General features: G+C 66.9%; 28 protein-coding genes. 16 read left to right on the top strand and 12 right to left on the bottom strand.

Annotated features, from left to right (window positions below):
• Window positions 1-164: 164 nt before the first annotated feature.
• Complete coding sequence (locus WS87_RS33545; protein WP_159085657.1) at window positions 165-335, bottom strand: hypothetical protein; 171 nt, start codon at window positions 333-335, stop codon at window positions 165-167.
• A gap of 481 nt (window positions 336-816) precedes the next feature.
• Window positions 817-1,560, bottom strand: a complete 744-nt coding sequence (locus tag WS87_RS10080; protein WP_059818134.1) for a DUF695 domain-containing protein — start codon at window positions 1,558-1,560, stop codon at window positions 817-819.
• 204 nt (window positions 1,561-1,764) lie between these two features.
• Between WS87_RS10080 and WS87_RS10075 the strand changes: the two genes are divergently transcribed.
• Window positions 1,765-2,073 (top strand): hypothetical protein, encoded by a 309-nt coding sequence (locus tag WS87_RS10075; protein WP_059818136.1) that lies wholly within the window; start codon window positions 1,765-1,767, stop codon window positions 2,071-2,073.
• A gap of 121 nt (window positions 2,074-2,194) precedes the next feature.
• On the top strand, window positions 2,195-2,668 hold the full coding sequence (locus WS87_RS10070) for a VOC family protein (RefSeq protein WP_059818138.1): 474 nt from the start codon (window positions 2,195-2,197) through the stop codon (window positions 2,666-2,668).
• A 76-nt stretch (window positions 2,669-2,744) separates the two neighbouring features.
• On the opposite strand, the gene WS87_RS10065 is transcribed toward WS87_RS10070, so the two are convergent.
• The gene (locus WS87_RS10065; RefSeq protein ID WP_059818140.1) at window positions 2,745-3,716 is read right to left on the bottom strand and encodes a GGDEF domain-containing protein; all 972 of its coding nucleotides are present in this window, start codon (window positions 3,714-3,716) and stop codon (window positions 2,745-2,747) included.
• An 82-nt stretch (window positions 3,717-3,798) separates the two neighbouring features.
• Between WS87_RS10065 and WS87_RS10060 the strand changes: the two genes are divergently transcribed.
• Both WS87_RS10060 and WS87_RS10055 read left to right on the top strand, forming a co-directional pair.
• Window positions 3,799-3,975, top strand: a complete 177-nt coding sequence (locus WS87_RS10060; RefSeq protein ID WP_159085656.1) for a hypothetical protein — start codon at window positions 3,799-3,801, stop codon at window positions 3,973-3,975.
• Window positions 3,976-4,008: 33 nt separating this feature from the next.
• On the top strand, window positions 4,009-4,227 hold the full coding sequence (locus WS87_RS10055; protein WP_059818144.1) for a hypothetical protein: 219 nt from the start codon (window positions 4,009-4,011) through the stop codon (window positions 4,225-4,227).
• Window positions 4,228-4,407: 180 nt separating this feature from the next.
• Here WS87_RS10055 and WS87_RS10050 read toward each other — a convergent pair whose 3' ends face one another.
• Together WS87_RS10050 and WS87_RS10045 are read right to left on the bottom strand one after the other, a co-directional pair.
• Entirely contained in the window at window positions 4,408-5,031 is a 624-nt protein-coding gene (locus WS87_RS10050) for a phospholipase D family nuclease (RefSeq protein WP_059691767.1), read from the bottom strand.
• A 207-nt stretch (window positions 5,032-5,238) separates the two neighbouring features.
• The gene (locus WS87_RS10045) at window positions 5,239-5,709 is read right to left on the bottom strand and encodes a winged helix-turn-helix transcriptional regulator (RefSeq protein WP_059701272.1); all 471 of its coding nucleotides are present in this window, start codon (window positions 5,707-5,709) and stop codon (window positions 5,239-5,241) included.
• A gap of 169 nt (window positions 5,710-5,878) precedes the next feature.
• On the opposite strand from WS87_RS10045, the gene WS87_RS10040 reads away from it, so the two are divergent.
• Window positions 5,879-6,316 carry a PaaI family thioesterase gene (locus WS87_RS10040; RefSeq protein ID WP_059606628.1) on the top strand — a complete coding sequence of 146 codons (438 nt, stop codon included), beginning with the start codon at window positions 5,879-5,881 and terminating at the stop codon, window positions 6,314-6,316.
• 192 nt (window positions 6,317-6,508) lie between these two features.
• On the top strand, window positions 6,509-7,561 hold the full coding sequence (locus tag WS87_RS10035) for an NADP(H)-dependent aldo-keto reductase (RefSeq protein WP_059818146.1): 1,053 nt from the start codon (window positions 6,509-6,511) through the stop codon (window positions 7,559-7,561).
• A 64-nt stretch (window positions 7,562-7,625) separates the two neighbouring features.
• Here the strand turns inward: WS87_RS10035 and WS87_RS10030 are convergent, their stop codons facing one another.
• Entirely contained in the window at window positions 7,626-8,912 is a 1,287-nt protein-coding gene (locus WS87_RS10030) for an MFS transporter (protein ID WP_059818147.1), read from the bottom strand.
• A gap of 35 nt (window positions 8,913-8,947) precedes the next feature.
• Complete coding sequence (locus tag WS87_RS10025; RefSeq protein WP_059818149.1) at window positions 8,948-10,369, bottom strand: M20 family metallopeptidase; 1,422 nt, start codon at window positions 10,367-10,369, stop codon at window positions 8,948-8,950.
• A 165-nt stretch (window positions 10,370-10,534) separates the two neighbouring features.
• Here WS87_RS10025 and WS87_RS10020 point away from each other — a divergent pair, with 165 nt between their 5' ends.
• The 4 genes from WS87_RS10020 to WS87_RS10005 all read left to right on the top strand — a co-directional run bounded on the left by WS87_RS10020 (window position 10,535) and on the right by WS87_RS10005 (window position 14,381).
• Entirely contained in the window at window positions 10,535-11,488 is a 954-nt protein-coding gene (locus WS87_RS10020) for a LysR family transcriptional regulator (protein WP_059818151.1), read from the top strand.
• Window positions 11,489-11,552: 64 nt separating this feature from the next.
• On the top strand, window positions 11,553-12,680 hold the full coding sequence (gene mnmH, locus WS87_RS10015) for a tRNA 2-selenouridine(34) synthase MnmH (protein WP_059818153.1): 1,128 nt from the start codon (window positions 11,553-11,555) through the stop codon (window positions 12,678-12,680).
• Window positions 12,677-13,735 (top strand): permease, encoded by a 1,059-nt coding sequence (locus WS87_RS10010; protein ID WP_059818156.1) that lies wholly within the window; start codon window positions 12,677-12,679, stop codon window positions 13,733-13,735. Before mnmH ends, WS87_RS10010 begins: the two co-directional genes overlap by 4 nt.
• Before the next feature lie 223 nt (window positions 13,736-13,958).
• Window positions 13,959-14,381 (top strand): hypothetical protein, encoded by a 423-nt coding sequence (locus WS87_RS10005; protein ID WP_059691758.1) that lies wholly within the window; start codon window positions 13,959-13,961, stop codon window positions 14,379-14,381.
• 51 nt (window positions 14,382-14,432) lie between these two features.
• Here WS87_RS10005 and WS87_RS10000 read toward each other — a convergent pair whose 3' ends face one another.
• Together WS87_RS10000 and nodI are read right to left on the bottom strand one after the other, a co-directional pair.
• Window positions 14,433-15,266, bottom strand: coding sequence for an ABC transporter permease (locus tag WS87_RS10000; protein WP_059524486.1), 834 nt, complete (start codon window positions 15,264-15,266; stop codon window positions 14,433-14,435).
• Window positions 15,267-15,272: 6 nt separating this feature from the next.
• Window positions 15,273-16,187 (bottom strand): nodulation factor ABC transporter ATP-binding protein NodI, encoded by a 915-nt coding sequence (nodI, locus tag WS87_RS09995; RefSeq protein WP_059467564.1) that lies wholly within the window; start codon window positions 16,185-16,187, stop codon window positions 15,273-15,275.
• Window positions 16,188-16,517: 330 nt separating this feature from the next.
• Between nodI and WS87_RS09990 the strand changes: the two genes are divergently transcribed.
• Window positions 16,518-17,015 (top strand): universal stress protein, encoded by a 498-nt coding sequence (locus WS87_RS09990; RefSeq protein ID WP_044843612.1) that lies wholly within the window; start codon window positions 16,518-16,520, stop codon window positions 17,013-17,015.
• Window positions 17,016-17,105: 90 nt separating this feature from the next.
• On the opposite strand, the gene WS87_RS09985 is transcribed toward WS87_RS09990, so the two are convergent.
• From WS87_RS09985 to lexA, 3 genes are read right to left on the bottom strand one after another with little or no spacing between them, the layout of a single operon-like run.
• On the bottom strand, window positions 17,106-17,801 hold the full coding sequence (locus WS87_RS09985) for a DUF2939 domain-containing protein (protein ID WP_059818158.1): 696 nt from the start codon (window positions 17,799-17,801) through the stop codon (window positions 17,106-17,108).
• Between the two features lie 29 nt (window positions 17,802-17,830).
• Window positions 17,831-18,169: a hypothetical protein gene (locus WS87_RS09980; protein ID WP_040144136.1), complete on the bottom strand. Its 339-nt coding sequence runs from the start codon at window positions 18,167-18,169 to the stop codon at window positions 17,831-17,833.
• Window positions 18,170-18,195: 26 nt separating this feature from the next.
• The gene (gene lexA / locus WS87_RS09975; RefSeq protein ID WP_006754655.1) at window positions 18,196-18,843 is read right to left on the bottom strand and encodes a transcriptional repressor LexA; all 648 of its coding nucleotides are present in this window, start codon (window positions 18,841-18,843) and stop codon (window positions 18,196-18,198) included.
• 264 nt (window positions 18,844-19,107) lie between these two features.
• Between lexA and WS87_RS09965 the strand changes: the two genes are divergently transcribed.
• The 5 genes from WS87_RS09965 (at window position 19,108) to WS87_RS09945 (ending at window position 24,202) form a co-directional block, all read left to right on the top strand.
• Window positions 19,108-20,145, top strand: a complete 1,038-nt coding sequence (locus WS87_RS09965) for a sulfate ABC transporter substrate-binding protein (RefSeq protein ID WP_059818160.1) — start codon at window positions 19,108-19,110, stop codon at window positions 20,143-20,145.
• Window positions 20,146-20,282: 137 nt separating this feature from the next.
• Window positions 20,283-21,179 carry a sulfate ABC transporter permease subunit CysT gene (gene cysT, locus WS87_RS09960; protein WP_059524478.1) on the top strand — a complete coding sequence of 299 codons (897 nt, stop codon included), beginning with the start codon at window positions 20,283-20,285 and terminating at the stop codon, window positions 21,177-21,179.
• On the top strand, window positions 21,176-22,123 hold the full coding sequence (cysW, locus tag WS87_RS09955) for a sulfate ABC transporter permease subunit CysW (RefSeq protein WP_059818162.1): 948 nt from the start codon (window positions 21,176-21,178) through the stop codon (window positions 22,121-22,123). Before cysT ends, cysW begins: the two co-directional genes overlap by 4 nt.
• Before the next feature lie 13 nt (window positions 22,124-22,136).
• Window positions 22,137-23,195, top strand: a complete 1,059-nt coding sequence (locus tag WS87_RS09950; RefSeq protein ID WP_059818164.1) for a sulfate/molybdate ABC transporter ATP-binding protein — start codon at window positions 22,137-22,139, stop codon at window positions 23,193-23,195.
• An 80-nt stretch (window positions 23,196-23,275) separates the two neighbouring features.
• Complete coding sequence (locus WS87_RS09945; RefSeq protein ID WP_059524472.1) at window positions 23,276-24,202, top strand: CysB family HTH-type transcriptional regulator; 927 nt, start codon at window positions 23,276-23,278, stop codon at window positions 24,200-24,202.
• Window positions 24,203-24,227: the final 25 nt, after the last annotated feature.

The raw sequence follows: 24,227 nt of genomic DNA, 5'->3' as shown, positions 1-24,227 counted from the left end.
TCAGGTTCGCGCCGTTCCAAAGCGAGTGATTTCGATCGTGAAACGTCGTGTCACGAAAATCCGGAAAGAAAATCCGCTCATTCAAGGAAAGGCGGAATGACGCAACTTTGACGAGGCGCGCGTTGCCGGAGATTGACGCGCGATTAAAAAATCGCCGATATAAATCAAAAAATCCGGACCCGAAACATAAAAGGAAGAACGCTGCTGACTGCCGGCGTAATCGTCGCTTCCATCATTCGGGTCGACGATTGCCTTACGAAGGGCGGCAAGACCGAGCGCGTGCTCGCGACGCCCGTCCCGCTGGCGGCCGACGGCGTGATGATGATCGGTGCCATCGTGTTGTTTCCGTGATCGTCGTGATCGCCGCACCGGCCGCCGGCGTCGCGCTCGGACCGTGACGTGCCGCACGCGGTATCAGGCACCAGGCACGCGAGCTTTCCGCTTGAAAGGGTGAGTTGCCGCACAGACGGTCGCACGGGCCACGATCACAATCTGGCCGGTTGACCGTTCTACCCCGGCCCGGTCAACCATTTCCCCGCTCGCTCGCGCAGGAGCGGGGGCTTTTTCCCCGCACGACGCATGCAAGTCGCGTCGGCGGAAACGGACAGGCGTTCGGCAGGCGGCGTTTCGCGCCACGGCATCCGTTCGCCTGATCCGCATGAATCGCTTTCCTCGTGCCTGGGCGGTTGCCTGGGCCCATCGCCGGTTACGGCCGGCGATGCCTTGGTCCCGGCGGCGCGCCGTCGCGCTGCCGGGATGCTTTTCGTACCGAACCCGTCAAGGTCCGACACGCGCGCACCGCGCGTGCCGGCGGGGTCAGCCCGCCTGCTCGACGCTGGTTTCCCAGCCGTCGTATTCGCCGCCGAGCGAACGCACCTCGCGATTGATTTCGAGCGTATGGCGCGTGATGTCGGCCAGCGCCATCGTGCCTTCGTGCGCAAACCGCACGCCCGATTTGCCGTCTTCGGTCGGCGCGACCGATTCGACCAGATAGCCTTTCGACTCGGCCCAGTCGGCGAACTGGTGCGCATCGCTGGGTTCAGGGAAGTAAGCCCAGTGCATCACGCGCCGGCTCATGTCGCTCACATCGCCTTTCTGCCGCAGCGCCTCGAGCACGCGCATGTCACGCATCAGTTGCCAGTCGTCGTCGGTCGGGTAGAGCGTGCGCCAGTACGTTTCCTTGTCCGGATCGTCCTGGAATGCGTACTGAAGCGCGTAGGTCGTGCGCTCGGCCAGCGAGTCGACGATCTCGCCCGCGGTTTCCTCGTCGAACGGCACGTAGAACAGGAAATCCTGATTGCCGTCGACCGTGATGCGGCCAACCTGCACGCCGTTTTTCGCGGTCACTGCGGCGTCCAGCAGATCTTCGATGTTTGTGAGACCGGCGAACTCGTCGCTGCTCGGCAGGCCGTCGGGTGTCGGATGCTCGAGCGCGACACGCACGCTGAGCAGCGACGTGCGCGGATCGCTTTCGGCGATTTCCGCAAAGCCGTGATTGAAGCTGATGAAGGCCTGATGGTCGCCCATTCTGGCAGGGAAGGTTCCCCAGGCGTCGGTCATGTGTTTCTCCCGTGCACGATTGTCTGTTGACGGTTGCAAAGCGTCCCAATGTATCATCGAAAATCGCGTTGGCACGAAGCCGCGTGCGGGGATGATCGTGCGTCAGGCTGGCTTGGTGGCGGTTGAACTCGCGGGCTGTCGCGCCATCGTCGGCTTCCGTCGTCCGGCGTTCGTCCGGCCGCAACCGTTTCGAAGGAGATCCCGATGTCGATGTTCGTGGTGAATGGTGTCCGAATCGACGTGCGCAGCGCACGTGTGACGCACGTGCGCTGGGCGGCCGTCAATCCGGCGGACAGGTCGTGGGCGGCGACGCCGAGCGAGGCGTCGGTGGCGGAAGTTGCGTGCGCGCTTGCGGCCGGCGACGACGTTCGCGCCGTATTCGACGAAGCGGACGGGACGGCGGTGGGGCCGAGACTGAAGCGCGTGCTTTATCGCGACGCGTCGGAAGGGATCGAACTCGACATCGATGCGACGAGCGAGTCGCGTACGTTGCGTGACCTTCCGCAAATCTGAGAAAAAAATATCCGCAGGCGTGTCGATTTCGGTCGAGTCCGTCCGTCGCAGCATCGGAGGCGTGCGCATCGTGCGTCCGTCCCGATTTCCGACTCGATAACCGACTGAAGGAGCGACACCCATGGCCACGTCCGTCAACCTGATCCCGGAAGGGATGCGCACGCTGACCCCGCATCTGATCTGCGCCGGCGCAGCCGCCGCCATCGACTTCTACAAGCGTGCGTTCAACGCGACCGAACGGTTTCGCCTGCCGACCCCGGACGGCCGGCTTGCGCACGCGTGCCTTGCAATCGGCGATTCGACGCTGATGCTCGTCGATGAAATGCCGGAGCACGGCGCACTCGGGCCGAAGACGCTGAACGGCACGCCGGTCTGCCTCCACCTGTTCGTGCCGGACACCGATGCGGCGATCGCGCAGGCCGTCGCGGCCGGCGCGACCGTCAGAATGCCGGCCACCGATATGTTCTGGGGCGATCGCTACGGCCAGGTAGAGGATCCGTTCGGCCATCGCTGGTCGATCGCGACCCACCAGCGCGACTTGACGCCCGAGCAGATCGCGGAAGCGATGGCGAGTGCGCCGCCGTGCGGAAGCTGACCGAACGGCGCATATCCGACCAAGCGCGGCTGGCGGCAGCGGCGGAGGCGCGTATCGGCGAGCGGTTGATCCGCGCTCAGGCGCCGGCGGCTTTGCCGCGCTGCTTGTCCTCGTACATGCGGCGATCGGCCGATTCAAGCAGGTCGGCCACCGCGCGGTGTTGCGCGGGATCGTATGCGACGTAGCCGACACTGAACCGGATCGCATAGCCGCGTGCGTCGGCCGCGTTGCGCAGCGCGAGCGCCTGCGTGACGCGCTCGATCGGCTCGCCGACGTCGGCCGGATCGCTGGCGCTCAACAGCACGACGAATTCGTCGCCGCCGAGTCGGGCGATCACGTCGCTGTCGCGCAGCGCACCGGTCAACGTGTCCGCGAAGGCCATGAGCGCGCGGTCGCCTTCGGCATGGCCGAAGCGGTCGTTGATCGCCTTGAAGCCGTTCAGGTCGAAGAACAGCAGTACCGCGTGCCGGCCCATGCGCTCGCACAGGCTCAGCACGTGGCGCGCGAGAATCTCGAAGCCGCGCCGGTTCGTCAGTTGGGTCAGCTCGTCGGTCGTCGCGAGATGCAGCGCCGCGATTTCGCGTTCGGTCATGTGCGCGAGATCACCGAGTAGCGCGAGTTCGTCGACGGAGAGGTCGCGCGGCCGCGTGTCGATCAGGCACAGCGTGCCGACGGGTGCGCCGTTCGGCGCGGCAAGCGGCCGGCCCGCATAGAAGCGGATGCCGGGCTGGCCGGTGACGAGCGGATTGTCGTGGAAGCGATCGTCGTTGCGCGCGTCCTGGATCACCATCGTTTCGTCCGCGAGCAGCGCATGTGCGCAGAACGAGACGTCGCGCGAGGTCTGCGTGGCGTCGAGGCCCGGATGACTCTTGAACCACTGGCGATTCTCGTCGACGAGGCTGACGAGTGCGATCGGAACGTCGAACAGCCGGCGCGCGAGGCGCGTGAGTCGGTCGAACCGTTCTTCCGGTGGCGTGTCGAGGATCGACAACGAATGAAGCGTCTCGAGCCGGGCCGCCTCGTCGACCGGTTTGGAAGCAATCTGCATTGGCCTTTGTCTCTGGTCCCGGCTGCGAAGCCGGTCATCGATCGTCTGGATGTCGCTCGGAGCGTGCGAAAGCCGTCGGCGCATGCTTGCCGAACTCGCCGTGCACGCCGAACAGTATCGCGCATTCGCCATCGCGCTGCACGTCGTGTTGTGCGGCGTTGCCATGTCGATGCGACACGAACGCTTCACATGTCATGCGTCGCTGCGGGACAAGCAATTCGATTCCCGGCGGCTCAAGCTCTCCGGTGCGATGCCGTAAACAGGGCAAGATCAATCGCTCATCCACCGCACCATGGTTCGAATTCTCTACGCGGGGTATCTCGCGTTGGCGCTGTATCTGCTCTATCCGATGATTCAGAACCCGCTGACCTTCAGCACGGACTGCGTGCTCGGTGCGCTGCCGGGCGGGACTCGCGATCGACCGAAGCCTTCGGCCAGCGATGCGCATGCGCATGCGAGCCGGTGTATCGCGACCACGCAGATCGCGGAGCGGTCGGCCGACATCCACTGATTTCATCAACCGATTCCACCGATCGCGGCGCCGTCGCGCCCGGTGTGCAGGCCATTCGGCCAGGTTGACCGGCATGCAATGCGCACCGATCATCGACGACATGACGGCGCGAATGCATGCAACGATGCGCGTCGGCCGCACCGCATGCGAACGGCGCGTGGCGATCGCATGCGCGAAGGGTCAGTACGACGAGCGGTACGGCGTACCCTGGTCGAAGCGGCTTTGCCAATGCGCAAGGTAGCGCGACGCGAGTTGCGGATTGTTCCAGACCACGACGACGTTTTCGGAATTGCGGCTGGCTGCCGAGGCACTGTAGTTGAAAGAGCCCGTCTCGACGTGCTCGGCATCGACCACGACATACTTGTCGTGGTGGATCGCATAGGCGTCGATCGTGCGTGTCGGAATGCCCGCGTTGACGAGCAGGTTCAGTGCCTGCTTGCTGCTCTTCGCGCGATTGCCCTTGTCGTCCACGACGACCGCGACATTCACGCCGCGCCGCTTCGCGGCGAGCAGCGCGCGCGTGACGGGCGGCGACGTGAACGAGTAGGCGGCCACGCGAATCGAGGTGCGCGCGGCGCCGATTGCCTTCAGGACGAGCGCCTCGGCACCGCCGTCGGGCGAGAACGCAGATTCGACGACCTGCGTCGCGGGCGCCTCATGGGTCGGAGCCGGCAGAAGTTGCGCGATGAAGTCGATCGCTTGCTGCAGCAGCGATTCGGTTTGCGTCTTGCCGAAGGCGGCGAAGGGCGTGGCGAGCAGGGAAGCGGCGAGGCAGGCAGCAGCGAGGCGTTGGCGCGACAACATCTTGGACAGCGAATGGTTTTGAGACAGCGGGCCGTGAGTGTAACGCAGACACGGCGGCGCGGTCACGCCCGGATGCGAATGCGCGACATCGCGTGATAGTCCGGCGCGGTCGACGTGATGACGTTCATCGTGTCGAGCGGTATCTGCATCGGCTCCGTGATCGTGCGGCGCTGCCATGCGCGCTCGACCCTCGCTACGCGCCATGCGTCAGTCGGCCGCCTCGCGTGCGATCCATCCGGGCCCGGGCTCCGGCTGCACGTCGTGCGCATCGAGCGGCTCGCCGCATGCCGAGCACACCGCGACCGCATGCATCAGCTGACCGCAGGTTCGATGACGCAATTGCACCGGCGGCCCCTGGCCGTCGTCCTTCCAGCGATCGCCCCATGTCATCAGCGCGAGCAGGGCCGGGTAGAGGTCGAGGCCTTTTTCCGTCAACCGGTACTCGAAACGCGGTGGGCGCTCCTGATACGCGCGCTTGACCAGCACGCCTTCGTCGACGAGGCGAGCGAGCCGCTCGGCCAGGACGTGGCGCGTGAGGCCCAGTTGCGTCTGGAACGCATCGAAGCGGCGGCAGCCGAGAAACGCGTTGCGCAGGATCAGCATGGTCCACCGATCGCCGAGCACGGCGAGCGTGCGCGCAACCGAACAGTTCAGCGTGCCGATGTCATCCCATTTCATGATCGAGTCTCGTGCGACGGTGCAGTGAATGAGCGGGTTCGATTATAGAACTTACCTTCGGTTGCAACGGGCGATGACTGCGTTGACAAGCCCGGTGCGGTTGTCAATAATCGGTTCCAATTTAGAACTTACTCGCGCGGCAACGCGCTTTCAATCAGGAGACAACCCGATGAATCCGCTTTCCCTGTCCGGTCTGGAACTGCTGCGCGCGGCGGCGGCGGGCGATCTGCCGCTCGCGTCGATCTCGGAAACGATCCCGATGCGGCCGCTGGGTGTCGAGCTCGGCTACGTGAAGATGTCCGCGCGTGCGGACGGCCGGCACCTGAATCCGCTCGGCGGCGTGCACGGCGGGTTCGCCGCGACGGTGCTCGACTCGGTCACGGGCTGCGCGGTGCATTCGATGCTCGACGCGGGCGTCGGTTACGGCACGGTCGACCTCCACGTGAAAATGCTGCGTCCCGTGCCGCGCGACGTCGACCTGATCGCGGAGGGACGCGTGATTCACCTGTCGCGTTCGCTCGGCGTGGCGGAAGGCACGCTGAAGACGCCGGACGACAAGATCGTTGCGCACGCATCGGCAACCTGCTTCATTCAGCGGCCGCAGTGATGCAGCGGGCCGGCGGGCCCGGTTCGTCCGGCATGATCCGGACCGCGCACGCGCCCGCGAAGGCCGCTGTACCCCGAATGGGCGAGCTCGAGCGCACATCGCAGGCGGCCTGTAAGCGAACGCACCGGCCATCTGAAGCGTTCGTTTCAATGTGATAGCGTTCCTGCTTTCCACTGACGCGACAGGAACAGCATGGAATACCGCACACTCGGCAATTCGGGCATCGAGGTCAGCCTGATCGGTCTCGGCACGATGACGTGGGGCGAGCAGAATTCTGAACGCGACGCTCACGAGCAGATCGATTACGCGCTCGGGCAGGGCGTCACGCTGATCGATGCCGCGGAAATGTACCCGGTGCCGTCGAAGCCCGATACGCAGGGGCGCACGGAGCAGTACATCGGCACCTGGCTCGCGCAGCACCGGGCGCAGCGCGATCGAATCGTGCTCGCGACGAAGATCGCGGGCCCGGCGCGGCAGCCGCACAATCCGCGTCATATTCGCGGCGAAGGCAACCAGTTCGACCGCAAGAACCTGACCGAGGCGCTCGACGGCAGCCTCAGGCGCTTGCAGACCGACTATGTCGACCTGTATCAGCTGCACTGGCCCGATCGCAGCACGACGACGTTCGGCCGCCCCGCGTATCCGTGGGTCGACGACGCGTACACGGTGCCGATCGAGGAAACGCTGGGCGTGCTCGCGGAATTCGTGAAGGCCGGCAAGGTCCGCGCGATCGGCGTGTCGAACGAAACGCCGTGGGGCGTCGCGCAATTCCTGCGCGCGGCCGAGAAGCTCGGCTTGCCACGCATCGCCAGCATCCAGAATCCGTACAGCCTGCTGAACCGCACGTTCGAGAACGGCCTGTCCGAGTTCACGCATCGCGATGGCATCGGCCTGCTCGCGTATTCGCCGCTCGCGTTCGGCTGGCTGTCCGGCAAGTACGAGAACGGCGCGCGTCCGGCCGGCGCGCGCATCACGCTGTTCGAGCGCTTCCAGCGTTATAGCAAGCCGCAGGCCGTCGAGGCGACGTCGCGCTACGTCGCGCTCGCGAAACGGCTCGGGCTGTCGCCCGCGCAGCTTGCGCTCGCGTTCGTCAACAGCCGGCCGTTCGTGCGCAGCAACCTGGTCGGCGCGACGACGCTCGCGCAACTGAAGGAGAACATCGGCAGCATCGACGTGACGCTGTCCGACGAGATCCTCGCCGAGATCGACGCGCTGCACGAACGGCAGCCGAACCCGGCGCCGTAAACGGCGAGCGGCCCGCGCGGCACGGTGCCGCGACGGGCCGCGTCCGACGCGCATTGCCGCAGGGTCAGCGCATCCCGAACCGCGTGCGCGCGACCAGCAGTGCCACGAGACTCAGCACCGCGCAACCCATCAGGTACAGCGCCGGCGACAGCCGATTGCCGGTCGCGCTGATCAGCCATGTGATCACGAACGGCGCAAAGCCGCCGAACAGCGTGACGCCCGTGTTGTAGCTGACGGCGAGGCCGGTCGCGCGGGTCTGCGACGGAAACAGTTCGGCCATTAGCGCCGGCAGCGCGCCGCAGTACGTCGCCTTCAGCAGCCCGATCCAGATCAGCGCCGCGAGCATCGTCGCGAACGACGCGTGACGCGTGAGCCACACGAACGTCGGCCATACGGTGGCGAGCATCAGCACGGCCGCTGCCGCCATCACGCGGATCCGCCCGGTGCGGTCGGACAGATGGCCGACGAGCGGTGTGACGAGCGTCAGCACGAAGCCGGTCGCGAGCGTCGCCGCGAAGCCCGTCGATGCCGGCAGCCCGAGCTGCTTGATCGCATACGTCGGCATGTACAGCACCATGTAGTTGATCGCGGTCGAGATCACGAGCACCCCGATCGCCAGCAGCACGCGCATCTTCTGGTCCGCGAACAGCTCGCGCACGGGCGCTTCGGAGCGCGCCTGCGTCTTGAACTCGACCCCCTCGTCGACGTAGCGGCGGATGTAGAGCCCAACCGGGCCGATCGCGAGGCCGAACAGGAACGGTACGCGCCACCCCCAGCTTTCGAGTTGCGCGACGCTCAGCGTCGACGTCAGCAGCGCACCGAAGCCCGATGCGAGCAGCGTCGCGAGGCCCTGGCTCGCGAACTGCCAGCTTGACATGAAGCCGCGCCGCTGCGGCGCGTGTTCGACGAGGAACGCGGTCGAGCTCGCGAATTCGCCGCCGGCGGAAAAGCCCTGCATCAGCCGCGACAGCATGATCCCGAGCGGCGCGAGGATGCCGATCGATGCATAGGTCGGCATCAGCGCGATCAGCAGCGTGCCGACCATCATCATCCCGATCGACAGCAGTAGCGACGCCTTGCGGCCCGCGCGGTCCGCGTAGGCGCCGAGCACGAACCCGCCGATCGGCCGGATCAGGTAGGAGAGCCCGAACGTGCCGAGCGTGAGCAGCAGCGACGTCGCCTCGCTCGTCGTGGGGAAGAACAGCTTGGCGATCGTCACCGCGAAAAAGCCGTAGACGATCAGGTCGAACCATTCGAGCGCGTTGCCGATCGATGCGGCGAAGATGATGCGCCGGATCTTCGCGGCGCTGGGGCGCGCGGCGTCCTGCGAGGTCAGGGTGGTCGTATTCATCGTGTGAGCAGGTCCCGAGAAAGGGGCGAAGCGCGTTACAGGGCGGCGCCGGCCGCGGCGGGTGCCGCGCGGCGAACGGGCGGCGCGGCCTCGCCGAGATCCCAGAAGAGGCCGGCCATCATCTGCAGTCCCTCGCGCACGACGCTCGCGAGCAGGTGCTCGTCGGGCGCGTGCTGCGAGCACGCCGGATACGAGTGCGGCACCCACAGCGTCGGCAGCCCCAGCGTATCGGCGAACACTTCGTTCGGCAGCGTGCCGCCGAGGTTCGGCAGGATCGCGGGCTTCTTGCCGGTCGTGCGCGCGAGCGACGCGACAGCCCAGCGGACCCACGGATCGTCCGGCGGCAGGCGCGTCGCCGGCGCGCCGCGTTCCACGTCGATCTCGATGTCGGCGAAGCCGTGCGCATCGAGATGCGCGCGCAGATGCGCATGCAGCGCCTGCCAGTCCGTGCCGACTACGAAACGCAACTGGCAGTGCGCGTATGCGACGGGCGGAATCGCATTGACCGGGTGGTCCGGATTGCCGGCCTTGAACGCGAGAATTTCGAACGTATTCCAGCCGAACACGCGCTCGGCGGCGGAGAGGCCCGGCTCGCCCCAGTCGGCGTCGAGCGCCGGATCGCCGGGGCCGCCGCCGACGGACAGGTCGGCAAGCGCGGCGCGCACGGCGGCCGGGATCGGCGGCGGGCGCAGCCCGGCGACGCGGATCGCGCCGCGCGCGTCGACGAGGCTCGCGAGCGCGTTCGCGAGCACGGTCGCCGGGTTGCGCAGCAGGCCGCCCCAGTTGCCCGAGTGATGGCCGCCATCGCGTGCGCGCAGGCTCAGCTTGAAGTTGACCGAACCGCGCGAGCCGAGGAACACGGTCGGCCGTTCGGCGGTGAGGCGCGGCCCGTCGGACGCGATCAGCACGTCGGCCGCGAGCGCGTCGCGCTCCTGGCGGCACAGTGCGTCGAGGCCCGGCGACCCCGTTTCCTCGCCCATCTCGATCAGCAGTTTCGCGTTGAAGCCGAGCCGGCCGCCGCGCGCGGCGAGCACGCTCGCCAGCGCGGCCAGGTTGATCGTGTGCTGGCCCTTGTTGTCGGCACTGCCGCGGCCGTACCAGCGATCGCCGTCAACGGTCAGCGTCCACGGCGACAGCGGCGCGCGCCATTGCGCGTCGTAGCCGCGCACGACGTCGCCGTGACCGTAGACGAGCACGGTCGGCAGCGCGTCGTCCTCGTGGCGCGACGCCAGCAGGAACGGGCCGCCGCCGTCGACGGGGTTCTCGACGATGCGCGACGTGAAGCCCAGACGCGCGGCCTCCGGCGCGATCTCGTCGGTCAGGTAGGCGCGCAGCGCGGCGCTCGAGCCGCTGTCCTGGCTTTCGGTGCGCAGGCCGACGCGGCGGCTCAGGGTCGTGAAAAACGCGCCCGATTCGAACTGGGTCAGCGCGTGCTGGATGGCGGCGGTACGGCTCAAGACGTGTCTCCTGTATCGGTTTTCCGGCGGGTGCGGGCGCGCACGGCCGAGAGTGCGATCGATTCTAGAAAGCCGTTTTTTTTGTCACAATGATCGAATTTCGAACATTTCTTTGCCGAAAAGGCAAAGCGGAGCGGCCTGGGTGACGGGCTCGGGGACAGAACGATGGCGGCTTTCCTGCATGGTCTCGCGTTGCGGTATTTCGTCGAAGTGGCGCGCACGGGGTCGATCAGCGACGCATCCGCGAGGCTGCACGTGGCCGTCTCGGCGATCAGCCGGCAGATCGCGAAGCTCGAGAGCGAACTCGGTGCGCCGCTGTTCGAGCGCCGGCCGCGCGGGATGGCGTTGTCGGAGGCCGGCGAACGGCTGCTGGGCTTCGCGCAGCGCAGCCTGCTGGAGGCCGAGCATGTGATGAAGGAAATCGGCGGATTGGAGGCGCTGCACGGCAGCCTGCTGAAGATCGCCTGCTCGGAAGGGTTCGCGATCGATTTCCTGCCGGGCGCGCTCGCAGGCTTCAAGGCGCGCCACCCGGGCGTCGATTTCTCGGTGTGGGTCGTGTCGCCGGCGGAGGCGACACGGCGCGTGCGCGACGGCGATGCCGACATCGGTCTGACGTTCAGCCTGGCGCCGGAGAAGGGCGTGCGTGTCGAACACACGGAGCGTGCGCCGGTCTTCGCGCTCGTGCGGCGCGATCATCCGCTCGCGGCGCGCGACTCGGTGTCGCTCGCCGATGTCGCGCGGCATCCGCACGTGCTGCCCGAGGCCGGTACGACGGTGCGCCAGCTGATCGACATCGCGTGCGTGCTCGACGGGCTCATGCTCGAGCCGGAACTGACCAGCAACAACACCGCGGCGATGTACCGCTACGCGCAGCGTACCGGCGCGGTGATGTTCACGGGGCTGCTATCGGTGCGGGACCGTTTCGACGCGGACGGCTTCGTCGTCTTGCCCGTCACGAATCCCCAGCTACGCGAGCGCAGCATCCAGGTGCAGACCATGGCGGGGCGCGATCTGCCCGCGTCGGTGCGCGCGTTTCGCGACCATCTGATCGACGTGATGAGCAGCGCGTCGCCCCCGCCGGTTGCCGTGCGCGGCCCGAGACGCCCGGGCATGAGATAATCGCGAATCCGCCTTCCGTGCCCGTGCGGCTCGCCGAGCCGCATCGCCCCTGTTCGACGCCAAATTGAAGAACCTGATTGTCACCCTCGATCGCGCCGGCGAGTTCGACGAGATCATCGACGTGCGCACGCCGCTCGAGTTCGCCGAGGATCATATTCCCGGCGCGCTGAACGCGCCCGTGCTCAGCAACGAGGAGCGCGTGATCGTCGGCACGATGTACCGCCAGGTGTCGCCGTACGAGGCGACGCGCGTCGGCGCGGCGATGGTCGCGCGCAACATCGCGCGCCATCTCGACACCACGTTCGCCGATCGGCCGCGCAACTGGCGGCCGTTGATCTACTGCTGGCGCGGCGGCAAGCGTTCGGGTTCGATGACGACCTGGTTCAACCTGATCGGCTGGCAGGCGCGCCAGCTCGAGGGCGGGTACAAGTCGTACCGCCGCTCGGTATGCGCGACGCTCGATACGCTGCCGACGCGGTTCCGCTACATCGCGCTCGTCGGTCACACGGGCTGCGGCAAGACGCGGCTCCTGAACGCGCTGCGCGACGAAGGCGCACAGACGCTCGATCTCGAGGCGCTCGCATGCCACCGCGGCTCGCTGCTCGGTGCGTTGCCGGGGGTGCCGCAGCCGACGCAGAAGTCCTTCGATTCGGGGCTCGTCGGCGCGCTCGAGCGTTTCGACCCCGCATGGCCCGTGTTCGTCGAATCGGAAAGCCGCAAGATCGGGCTCGTGCAGCTGCCGCTCGCGTTGCTGGACGCGTTTCACGCGGGGCCGTGGGTGCAAGTCGAGGCAGCGCACGACGAACGTATCGCTTTCCTGCTCGAGGATTACGCCCATCTGTTCGACGAGCCGGCAGTGTTCAAGGCGCAGCTCGAACGACTGATCGGCCTGCACAGCCGTGAAGAGGTCGCGCGCTGGAGCGCACTGATCGATGCGAACGAGCGCACCGAATTGTTCCGCACGCTGATCGACAAGCATTACGATCCGGCCTATGCGCGCACCTATCGTTCGTCGCACGACAAGCCGAATCGCGCACTGACGTTCACTTTCCGGCCGAACGCGGCCGACGGGCGCCACCAGGCGCGCGCGCTGCTCGACGCGCTCGCGCAGGCGGGACTGCCGGCATCGCCCGCCGCCGGCGCGGCGGCGCGAGCCGACATCGACAACAACCCTACGATCACCACACGATGACGACCACACGCACCCAACCCAGTCCGGCGCTCGGCTGGATGACTTTCCTGCTGATCGCGGTCGCGGGACTGTTCTACGTGAAATGGTTCCCGTATTACAACAAGGCGTTCGTCGCCGCCGAGCATCATTCGATCGGCCAGTCGATCCTGATGGGCACGTCGGCGAGCGCGCCCGAGCCGTCGCTGAAGGCGGCGCTCGACTACGCGTGGGCGTACGGCAAGGCGATCTGGCAGGCCATGGTGCTCGGCCTGCTGCTCGGTTCGGCCGTGCAGGCGCTGCTGCCGGCGCACTGGGTCGCGCGCGTGCTCGGCCGCACGGGCTTCGGCAGTGTCGCCGCGGGCGGCCTGCTGTCGCTGCCCGGCATGATGTGCACGTGCTGCGCGGCACCGGTCGTCGCGGGCCTGCGCGCGCGGCACGCATCGCCGGGCGGCGCGGTTGCGTTCTGGCTCGGCAACACGGTGCTGAATCCGGCCGCGCTGGTGTTCATGGGCTTCGTGCTCGGCTGGCACTGGAGCGCGCTGCGGCTCGTGCTCGGCGTTGCGATGGTGTTCGGGATCGGCTATCTGCTGAATCGTATCGCGCGTCCCGAGGATCGCAGCATCGACGATGCGCAACTCGCCGCGCTGGTGGCCGAGCAGGCCGCCGCGGGCAATCCGTTTGTCCGCTGGATGAAGCTGCTCGCACGCATGGCCGTGCGGCTCGTGCCCGAATACATCGTGCTCGTGCTGCTGCTCGGCGCGGCGCGCGCGTGGCTGTTCCCGCATATCGGCCCGGACATCGGCAATCATCTCGGCTGGATCATCGCGTTCGCGGTCGCGGGCACGTTGTTCGTGATCCCGACGGCCGGCGAGGTGCCGATCATCCAGGCGATGCTGTCGCTCGGCATGGGCGTCGGCCCGGCCGCTGCGCTGTTGATGACGCTGCCGCCGATCAGCGTGCCGTCGCTCGCGATGCTCGCGCGCTCGTTCAAGCCGTACATGCTGGCGATCGTCACGGGCCTCGTCGTCGTGTTCGGGATCGTGAGCGGGCTGCTCGCGATCGCGTTCGGGTTCTGACGGACACGCGGGCGGAACGGCGATCGGGCGCGACGGCCGGACAAGTCCGGCGCGTGTGCCCGGTCGGAGCGCGGGGCACGACTTGCCCGGCTGCCGGCGACCGGGCCTGTGCGATGGCGGCAGTGCCGCGCGCCGACCGATCCCGCCGCGCGACCGTCGTATTCATCCGGCGCCGCCGCTTCACGCGTGCGGTGCCCTTTACAAGAAGCAAACAGGAAAACGCATGACCCAACCGAAGATTCATCCTCGACTCGAAAAGGCGCTGACGCGCGGCGATCTCGCGATCCGCCAGGCCAATTCCGCGCGGGCGACTGCCGTGCTGAACGCACTCGGCACGATGATCATCGAAGCCTCCGCCACGATCGGCGTCGAGGCCAGCATCGACATTCCGCAGGGCGACCGCATTTACGATCCGGTGAACGGCCTGTGGCCGCAGAAGATGCTGGTGTCGTTCGACGGTCCGGTCGACGAGGCCGACGCGGAAGAGCTGCGCGCGGTCTATCTCGTCGCCGACGATCCGGGTACGCAGTTTCGCGTCGAATGGCATCGCGCGGACGGCAAGCTCGGCCGCCAGGAAGGCGGCCCGTTGGCGACCGTCGCATTCCTGACCGACGTCGAGATCCCGTGGAGCGACGACGACGAGTAACGTCGTCGCCATTTCATCGCAGCATCGCGCGGGCGCCGTGCGCGCCGGCCGTCAGCGCATCATCCGCCGCCGGAACAGCCACGCGGAGACCACGAATCCGCCGACCGCATAGCCGGCGAGCACCGCGAGATGCAGGCCGACGTCCGTCGCCGGCCGGCCGAGCATCGCGGGGCGGATCAGTTCGACCGCGTTCGCGAGCGGCAGCATGTGCGCCGCATGCTGCGCGACCGGCGGCAACTGCGTGATCGGGAAGAACACGCCCGACAGCAGCAGCATCGGCGTCAGCACGAGCGTCTGATAGAACATGAAGAAGTCGTAGGACGGCGCGAGCGCGGTGACGATCATCGCCGTGCTCGCGAACGCGAGGCCGGCGAGTGCGATCACGGGCAGCGCCGCGAGCATCGACGGAAACCGCGCATAGCCGAGCAGGCCCGCGACGAGCATGATCGCGACGCCGGACAGCAGCGCCTTGCTCGCCCCCCAGACAATCTCCCCGAGCACGATGTCACCCAGCGCGAGCGGCGTGTGCATGATCGCTTCCCAGGTGCGCTGCACGTGCATTCGCGAGAAGCCCGAATACATCGATTCGAAGCTCGCGGACATCATCACGCTCGAACCGACCGTGCCGGCCGCGAGGAACGCGATATACGACACGCCGTCGACGTGGCCGAGCATCAGGCCGAGCCCGAACCCCAGCCCGAACAGGTAGATCATCGGATCGGCGAGATTGCCGAACAGCGAGGCGAGCGCGAGCTTGCGCCACACGAGGTAATTGCGTCGCCACACGGCAATCCAGTTGGTGGCATTTGCGGGCAGCGCGATCGCGAAGCGTGATTCGCGTGGCGGTGCGGACGGCGCGGCGGCGGAATAGTTGCGTACGTCCATGATCGATCAGTCCTGCATTTCGCGGCCCGTGAGCCGCAGGAACACGTCCTCCAGATTGGCCGGACGATGCAGATAACGCAATCCCGTGCGACCCTTGAGTCGCGCACTGAGCGGCTCGGGATCGGTCACGTAGCAGAACAGCGTCTCACCGCTGATCTCGGTGTGCTTCGCGAACGGCGCCAGTTCGTCGCGCAGCGCGACCGGCTCCGGCCCGTAGATTTCGATCACGTCGCAGCCGATCTCCGATTCGATCAGCGCGTGCGGCGCGCCTTCGGCGATCTTGCGGCCTTCCTCGATCACGCACAGTCGGTCGCACAGGCGCTCGGCTTCCTCCATGAAATGCGTGGTGATCAGGATCGTCTTGCCGCGCGCGAGCAGCGACCGCAACCGCTCCCACATCAGGTGCCGCGCCTGCGGATCGAGACCCGTCGTCGGTTCGTCGAGCACCAGCACGTCGGGATCGTTGACGAGCGCGCGTGCGAGCGTCAGACGGCGCTTCATGCCGCCCGACAATTCGCCGACCTTCGCATCGGCCTTGTTTTCCAGCTTCGCGAATTCGAGCAGCGGTTGCACGAGCGCGCGTGCGGCGTGTGCCGACATGCCGAAATAGCGGCTGAACACGAGCAGGTTCTCGCGGACCGTGAAGTCCGGGTCGAGGTTGTCGAACTGCGGGACGACGCCGACGCGCTGGCGTGCATGCCGCGCGCGTGACGGAACCGGCTCGCCGCAGAGTGAAATGGTGCCGGCGTCGGGATACGCGAGGCCGAGCAACATCTTCAGCGTGGTGGTCTTGCCGGCGCCGTTCGGCCCGAGCAGGCCATAGCATTCGCCGGCCTGCACGTGGAAGGACAGGTCATTGACGACAAGCTTGTCGCCATAGCGCTTTTCGACGTTCCGGAAATCGATCGGTGCAACGGACATGGGCAGGTTGTCGTTGTAATCAGCGGACGCGGACGCGTTTCGCGGCCGGTCGGTCGGGCACGCCGGCCGGCGAACGGATCGGATGAATGCGTGTCACATGGGCATGACCGAGGCGAACGCACGTCAACGGCACGAACGGGCCATTCTAGTGCATCGGCTGCGTCTCTTCAGGGCGGCCCCACGCGGCACGGTGCATGCGCGCACGGATCGTGCACCGCATCATCGCCGACGCGCCCCGCGTGGCGAATCAGCGTTTTCCATCCCTTGCGTCCGGAATTGCGGCGCACCATGATGAGTACATAGGGTACGTAGTCGCGACAGGGAGGTTTCATGGCTAGCTACAACAAGATTCTGCTGTGCTACGACGGCACGCTCGAAGGACGCAAGGCATTGCGGTGCGGCGCCAATCTCGCGCTGGACCTGAAGGCGGAAACGCATTTGTTGTCGGTCGTCGACATGCGCTCGAGCATCGCGCAAAGCGCCGGGCTGCTGACCGACGTCGCGTGCGGCCGCTTCGAGGAAACCGCGCGCGAGATCCTGCAGGAGGGCGTGAACTGGCTGCGCGAGCGCGGCGTTCAGGCGGAAGGCCATTTTGCATTTGGCTATCCGATCGACGAAATCGCGAATCTTGCGACGGAATTGAAGGCCGACCTCGTCGTCGTCGGCCATCGGTGCCGTAGCGGGTTATCGAGATGGTGGATGGGGTCGGGCAACACGCAACTGCTCGATCGCGTGAACTGCAGCATTCTGGTCGCATGTTCGTCGGCGGAAGAGCAAAAGGCCGAGATCGCACGCGAACGCGAAGCGGCCACCGCGAGCGGCAAGTAATGCAATGATCGTGAGACCGGCCGGGTCGTACTGCGATTCGGGCCGGTCGCGCGCCGTGCCGCCAGCGGCGGCTACGCCGAGAGCGGCCGCTCAGGCGTGCAGGTCGATCGCCGACAGCTTCCACGAGAACAAGCCGAAGCGGTGGAAGATCGCCGCATAGCGTGTGCCGTCGGTGCTGCGCTGGTAGGTCACGACAAATTCGTCGATATTCCGGTAGCCGGCGCTCGTTTGCTGCGGACGACCCGCCTCCCCGGAGGCGGGTGCGGGCGCGATGGCGGGCGCAGCTGCGGCCGAGGCGGGGGCATTGCTGCTCGGCGCGGGTGCGTTCGACGGATTGACCGGCGGCGCGGCCGGTGCGTTGCCAGGCGCAGCGCCTGATGGCGGGCCCGACCATTCGGGCGGCCGTTCGCCCGGATTGCCGCGCGGGGGAACGCCGCTCATCAGCGCCGCTACACCTTCCGGTGTCGCATAGGCATCGACCAGCGGGCCGATCAACGCAGACCCGATCAGCGCGCCAATCACCGCGAACGGGTTGTCCTTCTTCACCGCGTCGATCCGGCGCATCAACTCTTCCGTCACCTGCTGCTTCAGGCTGATGCGCAGCGACGGAAAATCGACATATTCGCTGACCGCTTGCGCATCGCGCGCGTCGATCGCCGATTTCAGGCGACCGAGCGCGACGTACGGCGATGCGTACGCATAACCGATCGCCATCAGAACGGCGACGGCCAGCACGACGATCAGCAATGGCTTGAGCCGCCGCGCGCGGCCCGAAGATCCAGTCACGATGCCTCCGGTGCGGACAGGTTCCGCAATCAGAGACCGCCGTGCGTGGCCGATCGTTCCTCGGCGATGCAGCGATCGATCATCCGGCACACGGCATCGATCGTCCCGACCATGATCAGGCGCGACCGGCCGTGATAGACGCGCACGGGCGCACGGCGCGCCGGCTCCGCGTGATTCAGGCCGGCGTTCAGCGAAACCCGCGCGAACGCGGGAAGCGCTGACGGCAGCAGCGACGCCTGCCGTTCAACTGCGACTTCTTGGCTCACCACGGGCGCCGCGGCGGACAGCGGCGCGCAGGGCGTGCGGCCGCGCAGGTGACGCAGGCGGCCGAATTGACGGAAAGGCAGCAGACGGGAAAGGCGTTCCATGATGTTCTCCTCAGCGAGACCGATTGTCAGAGTTCGCCCGAGCGGATCAGCCCGACGGCGATGCCTTCCAGCGCGAATTCCGCGCTGCCGGCCTTGACGAAGATGTTTTCGTAATCCGGGTTCTCCGCGATCAGCTCGAGGCCGCCGGGCCGGCGCATCAGGCGCTTGACCGTGACGTCGTCGCCGAGGCGCGCGACGATGATCTGGCCGTCCTTCGCTTCCGTGCGCTTCTGCACGGCGAGCAGGTCGCCGTCGAGAATGCCGGCGTCGCGCATCGACAGGCCGCGCACCTTCAGCAGGTAATCGGGCTTGCTGGTGAACAGCGCGGGATCGCACGCGTAATGCTGCGAGATGTGCTCCTGCGCGAGGATCGGGCTGCCGGCCGCCACGCGGCCGACGAGCGGCAGCGACAGTTGCATCAGGCCGGCGTGCGGCAGCGTGAACTGGTGCGGGGCGTCGTCGATGCCGAGCAGGCGGATGCCGCGTGACGCGCCGGCGGCCAGCTCGATCACACCCTTGCGCGCAAGCGCACGGAGGTGTTCCTCGGCCGCGTTCGGCGAGCTGAAACCCAGCTCTGCCGCAATCTCGGCGCGCGTGGGCGGGAAACCGGAGCGCTCGATCGCGCGGCGGATCAAGTCGAACACTTGCTGCTGACGGGCGGTGAGTTTGGTCATGGCTGAACTGTATGGATAGACAGTGAGCTGTATTTTTATACAGTACTTCGCGAATTTCAAGTGTTACTTGAGGTTCGACGCGATCGCGCCGGTTCCGGCGCGATTTCGCGACGCCCGGACGCCGGTTTGTCCGCCGCAACCGTCCGTCCCGTCTGCGTTAGCACTTTTGAGTATTAAAAAATGAAGAACGATTATTTTTAATCATGTAACCCGTTCGCTAGACTGGCCCGACATCGCAATACCGACAACACTGGAGAACCAAGGATGGCGAAGCGCAATACGGGGCTGGTGGGCGGAGTGGGCCGCCTGATCGCAACACTCGCGCTGGGCGCGGCGGCAGCGCTGGGCGTGGCGACGCACGCCCAGGCCGATACGACGTTCCTGAACGTGTCCTACGACCCGACGCGCGAGCTGTATCAGGACTTCAACCAGGCGTTCGGCAAGGAGTGGAAGGCGAAGACGGGCGAGACGGTCAACTTCAAGCAGTCGCACGGCGGCTCGGGCGCGCAGGCGCGCTCGGTGCTCGACGGCCTGCAGGCCGACGTCGTGACGCTGGCGCTCGCCTATGACATCGACGCGATCGCCAACAAGGGGCTCGTCAACAAGGACTGGCAGAAGCGCCTGCCGGACAACGCATCGCCGTACACGTCGACGATCGTGTTCCTGGTGCGCAAGGGCAACCCGAAAGGGATCAAGGACTGGGACGACCTGACCAAGCCGGGCATCTCGATCGTCACGCCGAACCCGAAGACGTCGGGCGGCGCGCGCTGGAACTACCTGGCCGCATGGGCATACGCCGTTCACAAGCCGGGCGGCAACGAGCAGAGCGCGAAGGAATTCGTGACGAAGCTCTACAAGAACGCGGGCGTGCTCGACTCGGGCGCGCGCGGCGCGACGACGAGCTTCGTGCAGCGCGGGATCGGCGACGTGCTGATCGCGTGGGAGAACGAGGCGTTCCTGTCGATCAAGGAATTCGGCACGGACAAGTTCGAGATCGTCGTGCCGTCGGTGAGCATCCTGGCCGAACCGCCCGTCGCGGTGGTCGACAAGGTGGTGGACAAGAAGGGCACGCGCAAGCTGGCCGAGGCCTACCTGAATTTCCTGTACAGCCCGCAGGGCCAGGAAATCGCGGCGCGCAACTACTACCGCCCGCGCTCGAAGAACGTGCCGGCGGAGCTGACGAAGCAGTTCCCGAAGCTGAAGCTGTACACGGTCGACGACACGTTCGGCGGCTGGACGAATGCGCAGAAGACGCATTTTGCGGACGGCGGCGTGTTCGACTCGATCTACAAGCCGCAGTAACGCCACGCAGTAATAAACCATAACGACAGCGGCGCGCCACGAGAGCGCGCCGCATCCCCGACGGCCCGCCGGCGCGACTCCCCGCGCCGGCGTTTGCGTCGGGCCCATGAGCAGCAACGACCCAGCAAGAGCATCCGATGACGACGTACACCTTTCGCAAGCCGAGCGCACTGCCCGGTTTCGGCGTGACGCTCGGCATCACGGTGGCCTATTTGAGCCTCGTGGTGCTGATTCCGCTCGCCGCCACGTTCCTGAAGACCGCGACGCTGTCGTGGGACCAGTTCGTCACCGCCGTCGCGTCGCCGCGCGTGCTCGCGTCGTACCGGCTGACGTTCTCCGCCGCGCTCGGCGGCGCATTGATCAACGCCGTGTTCGGCTTTCTCGTCGCGTGGGTGCTGGTGCGCTACACGTTCCCGTTCAAGCGCCTCGTCGACGCGATCGTCGATCTGCCGTTCGCGCTGCCGACGTCGGTCGCCGGCATCTCGCTCGCGGCCGTCTATGCGACCAACGGCTGGGTCGGCCAGTATCTCGCGCCGTTCGGCATCAAGATCGCGTTCACGCCGGTAGGCGTGCTGGTGGCGCTGACCTTCATCGGGCTGCCGTTCGTCGTGCGCACCGTGCAGCCGGTGCTCGAGGATTTCGAGCGCGAGCAGGAAGAGGCCGCCGCGTGCCTCGGCGCATCGCGCTGGCTGACGTTCCGCCGCGTCGTGTTGCCGGCCGTGCTGCCGGCGCTGCTCACCGGCTTCGCGCTGGCATTCGCGCGCGCGCTCGGCGAGTACGGCTCGGTCATCTTCATCGCCGGCAACGTGCCGATGAAATCCGAGATCACGTCGCTGCTGATCATCACGAAGCTCGAGCAGTACGACTATGCGGGCGCGACCGCGCTGGCGGTCGTGATGCTGGTCGTGTCGTTCCTGATGCTGCTGTTGATCAACTCGCTGCAGTGGTATCTGCAGCGCCGCACGAGCAAGGGCGCGAGCGGCCCCGCGCCGGCGACCGTCACCGTTGCCGCAGCAGCAGGAGGCCAGCAATGACCCAGGAGTCCAACGCCGTGCTGAACGACCCGTCCGTCGCGCGCGTGCGCGCCGCGAAGCAGCTCGACCCCGTCAGCGAGCCGCGCGCCGTGCGCTGGCTGCTGATCGGCGTCGCGCTGACGTTCCTTGCGTTCTTCCTCGTCGTGCCGCTCGCCGCGGTGTTCTTCGAGGCGCTGCGCAAGGGCGTCGGCTTCTATCTCGAATCGCTCGCCGATCCCGACGCATGGTCGGCAATCAAGCTGACGCTGACCGTCACCGTGATCGCGGTGCCGTTGAACCTCGTGTTCGGCGTGTGCGCATCGTGGGCGATCGCGAAGTTCGAATTCCGCGGCAAGGCGTTGCTGACCACGCTGATCGACCTGCCGTTCTCCGTGTCGCCGGTGATCTCGGGCCTCGTCTACGTGCTGCTGTTCGGCGCGCAGGGCTGGCTCGGGCCGTGGCTGCAGGACCACGATGTGCAGATCATCTTCGCGGTGCCGGGCATCGTGCTCGCGACGATCTTCGTCACGTTTCCGTTCGTCGCGCGCGAGCTGATTCCGCTGATGCAGGCGCAGGGCACCGACGAGGAAGAGGCCGCGCGCGTGCTCGGCGCATCGGGCTGGCAGATCTTCCGGCGCGTGACGCTGCCGAACGTGAAGTGGGGCCTGCTGTACGGTGTGATCCTGTGCAATGCGCGTGCGATGGGCGAGTTCGGTGCGGTGTCGGTCGTGTCGGGCCACATCCGCGGCGTGACCGACACGATGCCGCTGCACGTCGAGATCCTGTACAACGAATACAACTTCGCGGCGGCGTTCGCGGTGGCGTCGGTGCTGGCGCTGCTCGCGCTCGTCACGCTCGCGCTGAAGCTGCTCGCCGAACGTCACCTCGCCGCCGAACTGGCCGGCGCACGCGATGACGTTCCCGCTCATGCCGGCCCCGTCGCCGCCATTTCGTCGAAATCGTAAAGAGGCAACCAGAATGGGTATTACCGTCCGTCACCTTCAGAAGCGCTTCGGCGATTTCACCGCTCTCGACGATGTGTCGCTCGACTTTCCGCCGGGCGAGCTCGTCGCGCTGCTCGGGCCGTCGGGCTGCGGCAAGACCACGCTGCTGCGCGTGATCGCGGGCCTCGAGCACGCGGACGCCGGCCAGGTCGTGCTGCAGGGGCTCGACGTCGCGTCGGTCGGCGCGCGCGATCGCCAGGTCGGCTTCGTGTTCCAGCATTACGCGCTGTTCCGCCACATGACCGTGTTCGAGAACGTCGCGTTCGGGCTGCGCGTGAAGCCGCGCCGCGAACGGCCGTCCGAAACCGTGATCCGCGAGAAGGTGCACGAGCTGCTGAAGCTCGTGCAGCTCGACTGGCTCGCGCAGCGCTACCCGTCGGAGCTGTCGGGCGGCCAGCGCCAGCGGATCGCGCTGGCCCGTGCGCTCGCGGTCGAGCCGAAGGTGCTGCTGCTCGACGAGCCGTTCGGCGCGCTCGACGCGAAGGTGCGCAAGGAACTGCGCGGCTGGTTGCGGCGCCTGCACGACGACCTGCACATCTCGACGATCTTCGTCACGCACGACCAGGAAGAGGCGCTGGAAGTGGCCGACCGGATCGTCGTGCTGAACCGCGGCCACGTGGAGCAGGTCGGCAGCCCGCAGGACGTCTACGATCATCCGCAAAGCGCGTTCGTCTACGAGTTTCTCGGCGCAGCGAACCGGCTGCCCGGCACGGTCGCCGGGCGCGGCTTCGTCGCCGAGGGGGCGGCTGCGCCGATCGCGGTCGACGCCGATTTCGCGGGCCCCGCGAACGCATACGTGCGACCGCACGACCTGCAGCTGTGGCCGGCCGGTGACGGCCATCGCGACGGCATCGCGGTCGACGTGCGCCGCGTGATCCCGCTCGGCGGCTCGGTGCGCGTCGAGCTCGAGGCCCGCACGGGCGGCGCACTCGAAGCGGAACTCGATCGCGACGCGTGGCGCGCGCTCGCGCTGCAGGTCGGCGACGGCGCGACGGCCGTGCCGCGCGCGGTCCGCGTATTTCCCGCACACTGACGCCCGAGCCCGGTAAAGAGAAGAGGGCGGATACCGCTCCGGATCGACATTCGAACAACGACAGCCCAAGAGGCATACCCATGAATTTTCAGCAATTGCGTTTCGTGCGCGAAGCCGTGCGCCAGAACATGAACCTGACGGAAGTCGCGAACGTGCTGTACACGTCGCAGTCGGGCGTGTCGAAGCAGATCAAGGATCTCGAGGATGAACTGGGCGTGGACATCTTCATCCGGCGCGGCAAGCGGCTCACGGGGCTCACGGAGCCCGGCAAGGCCGTGCACCAGCTGATCGAGCGAATGCTGCTCGACGCGGAAAACCTGCGCCGGGTCGCGCGCCAGTTCGCGGACCAGGACAGCGGCCACCTCGTCGTCGCGACGACGCACACGCAGGCGCGCTACGCGCTGCCGAAGGTGATCCGCCAGTTCACCGACGTGTTCCCGAAGGTGCATCTCGCGCTGCGACAGGGCAGTCCGCAGCAGATCGCGCAGATGATCCTGAACGGCGAAGCCGATCTCGGCATCTCGACCGAGGCGCTCGACCGCTATCCGGACATCGTCACGTTCCCGTGCTATTCGTGGCACCACACGGTCGTCGTGCCGAAGGGGCATCCGCTCGTCGGCCGCGAGAACCTGACGCTCGACGAAATCGCCGAGTACCCGATCATCACGTATGACCAGGACTTCACGGGCCGCTCGCACATCGACCAGGCATTCGCGCAGGCCGGCGCCGTGCCCGACGTCGTGCTGACCGCGATCGATGCGGACGTGATCAAGACCTACGTCGAGCTCGGAATGGGGATCGGCGTCGTCGCGGCGATGGCCTTCGATCCGCAGCGCGACACCGGGCTCGTCGCGCTCGACACGCAGCACCTGTTCGAGGCGAGCACGACGCGCGTCGGGTTGCGCAAGGGCGCGTTCCTGCGCGCGTATGCATACCGGCTGATCGAGATGTTCGCACCGCACCTGAACGAAGCCGAAATCGCCTCGCAACTGCGCGAAGTGGCCTGATCATCGAGCACATGATGTTTCGGGG

Source organism: Burkholderia sp. MSMB0856, from assembly GCF_001524645.2.
GTDB classification, from domain to species: domain Bacteria; phylum Pseudomonadota; class Gammaproteobacteria; order Burkholderiales; family Burkholderiaceae; genus Burkholderia; species Burkholderia diffusa.
The sequence above is the reverse complement of the archived record's forward strand: the minus strand, read 5'-3'. Positions and strand labels throughout refer to the sequence as shown.

Bases quoted from the DNA above. Each gene is read 5' to 3' on its own strand.
- WS87_RS09965 (WP_059818160.1), top strand. From the start codon at position 19,108: ATGGCGAAGCGCAATACGGGGCTGGTGGGCGGAGTGGGCCGCCTGATC.
- lexA (WP_006754655.1), bottom strand. From the start codon at position 18,843: ATGACCAAACTCACCGCCCGTCAGCAGCAAGTGTTCGACTTGATCCGC.
- WS87_RS10055 (WP_059818144.1), top strand. From the start codon at position 4,009: ATGGTTCGAATTCTCTACGCGGGGTATCTCGCGTTGGCGCTGTATCTG.
- WS87_RS33545 (WP_159085657.1), bottom strand. From the start codon at position 335: ATGGCACCGATCATCATCACGCCGTCGGCCGCCAGCGGGACGGGCGTC.
- WS87_RS10050 (WP_059691767.1), bottom strand. From the start codon at position 5,031: ATGTTGTCGCGCCAACGCCTCGCTGCTGCCTGCCTCGCCGCTTCCCTG.
- WS87_RS10075 (WP_059818136.1), top strand. From the start codon at position 1,765: ATGTCGATGTTCGTGGTGAATGGTGTCCGAATCGACGTGCGCAGCGCA.
- WS87_RS10060 (WP_159085656.1), top strand. From the start codon at position 3,799: ATGCTTGCCGAACTCGCCGTGCACGCCGAACAGTATCGCGCATTCGCC.
- WS87_RS10040 (WP_059606628.1), top strand. From the start codon at position 5,879: ATGAATCCGCTTTCCCTGTCCGGTCTGGAACTGCTGCGCGCGGCGGCG.
- WS87_RS10010 (WP_059818156.1), top strand. From the start codon at position 12,677: ATGACGACCACACGCACCCAACCCAGTCCGGCGCTCGGCTGGATGACT.
- nodI (WP_059467564.1), bottom strand. From the start codon at position 16,187: ATGTCCGTTGCACCGATCGATTTCCGGAACGTCGAAAAGCGCTATGGC.
- WS87_RS10005 (WP_059691758.1), top strand. From the start codon at position 13,959: ATGACCCAACCGAAGATTCATCCTCGACTCGAAAAGGCGCTGACGCGC.
- WS87_RS10080 (WP_059818134.1), bottom strand. From the start codon at position 1,560: ATGACCGACGCCTGGGGAACCTTCCCTGCCAGAATGGGCGACCATCAG.
- WS87_RS10030 (WP_059818147.1), bottom strand. From the start codon at position 8,912: ATGAATACGACCACCCTGACCTCGCAGGACGCCGCGCGCCCCAGCGCC.
- WS87_RS10020 (WP_059818151.1), top strand. From the start codon at position 10,535: ATGGCGGCTTTCCTGCATGGTCTCGCGTTGCGGTATTTCGTCGAAGTG.
- WS87_RS09980 (WP_040144136.1), bottom strand. From the start codon at position 18,169: ATGGAACGCCTTTCCCGTCTGCTGCCTTTCCGTCAATTCGGCCGCCTG.
- WS87_RS10000 (WP_059524486.1), bottom strand. From the start codon at position 15,266: ATGGACGTACGCAACTATTCCGCCGCCGCGCCGTCCGCACCGCCACGC.
- WS87_RS10070 (WP_059818138.1), top strand. From the start codon at position 2,195: ATGGCCACGTCCGTCAACCTGATCCCGGAAGGGATGCGCACGCTGACC.
- cysW (WP_059818162.1), top strand. From the start codon at position 21,176: ATGACCCAGGAGTCCAACGCCGTGCTGAACGACCCGTCCGTCGCGCGC.
- WS87_RS10035 (WP_059818146.1), top strand. From the start codon at position 6,509: ATGGAATACCGCACACTCGGCAATTCGGGCATCGAGGTCAGCCTGATC.
- WS87_RS09990 (WP_044843612.1), top strand. From the start codon at position 16,518: ATGGCTAGCTACAACAAGATTCTGCTGTGCTACGACGGCACGCTCGAA.
- WS87_RS10065 (WP_059818140.1), bottom strand. From the start codon at position 3,716: ATGCAGATTGCTTCCAAACCGGTCGACGAGGCGGCCCGGCTCGAGACG.
- cysT (WP_059524478.1), top strand. From the start codon at position 20,283: ATGACGACGTACACCTTTCGCAAGCCGAGCGCACTGCCCGGTTTCGGC.
- WS87_RS09945 (WP_059524472.1), top strand. From the start codon at position 23,276: ATGAATTTTCAGCAATTGCGTTTCGTGCGCGAAGCCGTGCGCCAGAAC.
- WS87_RS10045 (WP_059701272.1), bottom strand. From the start codon at position 5,709: ATGAAATGGGATGACATCGGCACGCTGAACTGTTCGGTTGCGCGCACG.
- WS87_RS09950 (WP_059818164.1), top strand. From the start codon at position 22,137: ATGGGTATTACCGTCCGTCACCTTCAGAAGCGCTTCGGCGATTTCACC.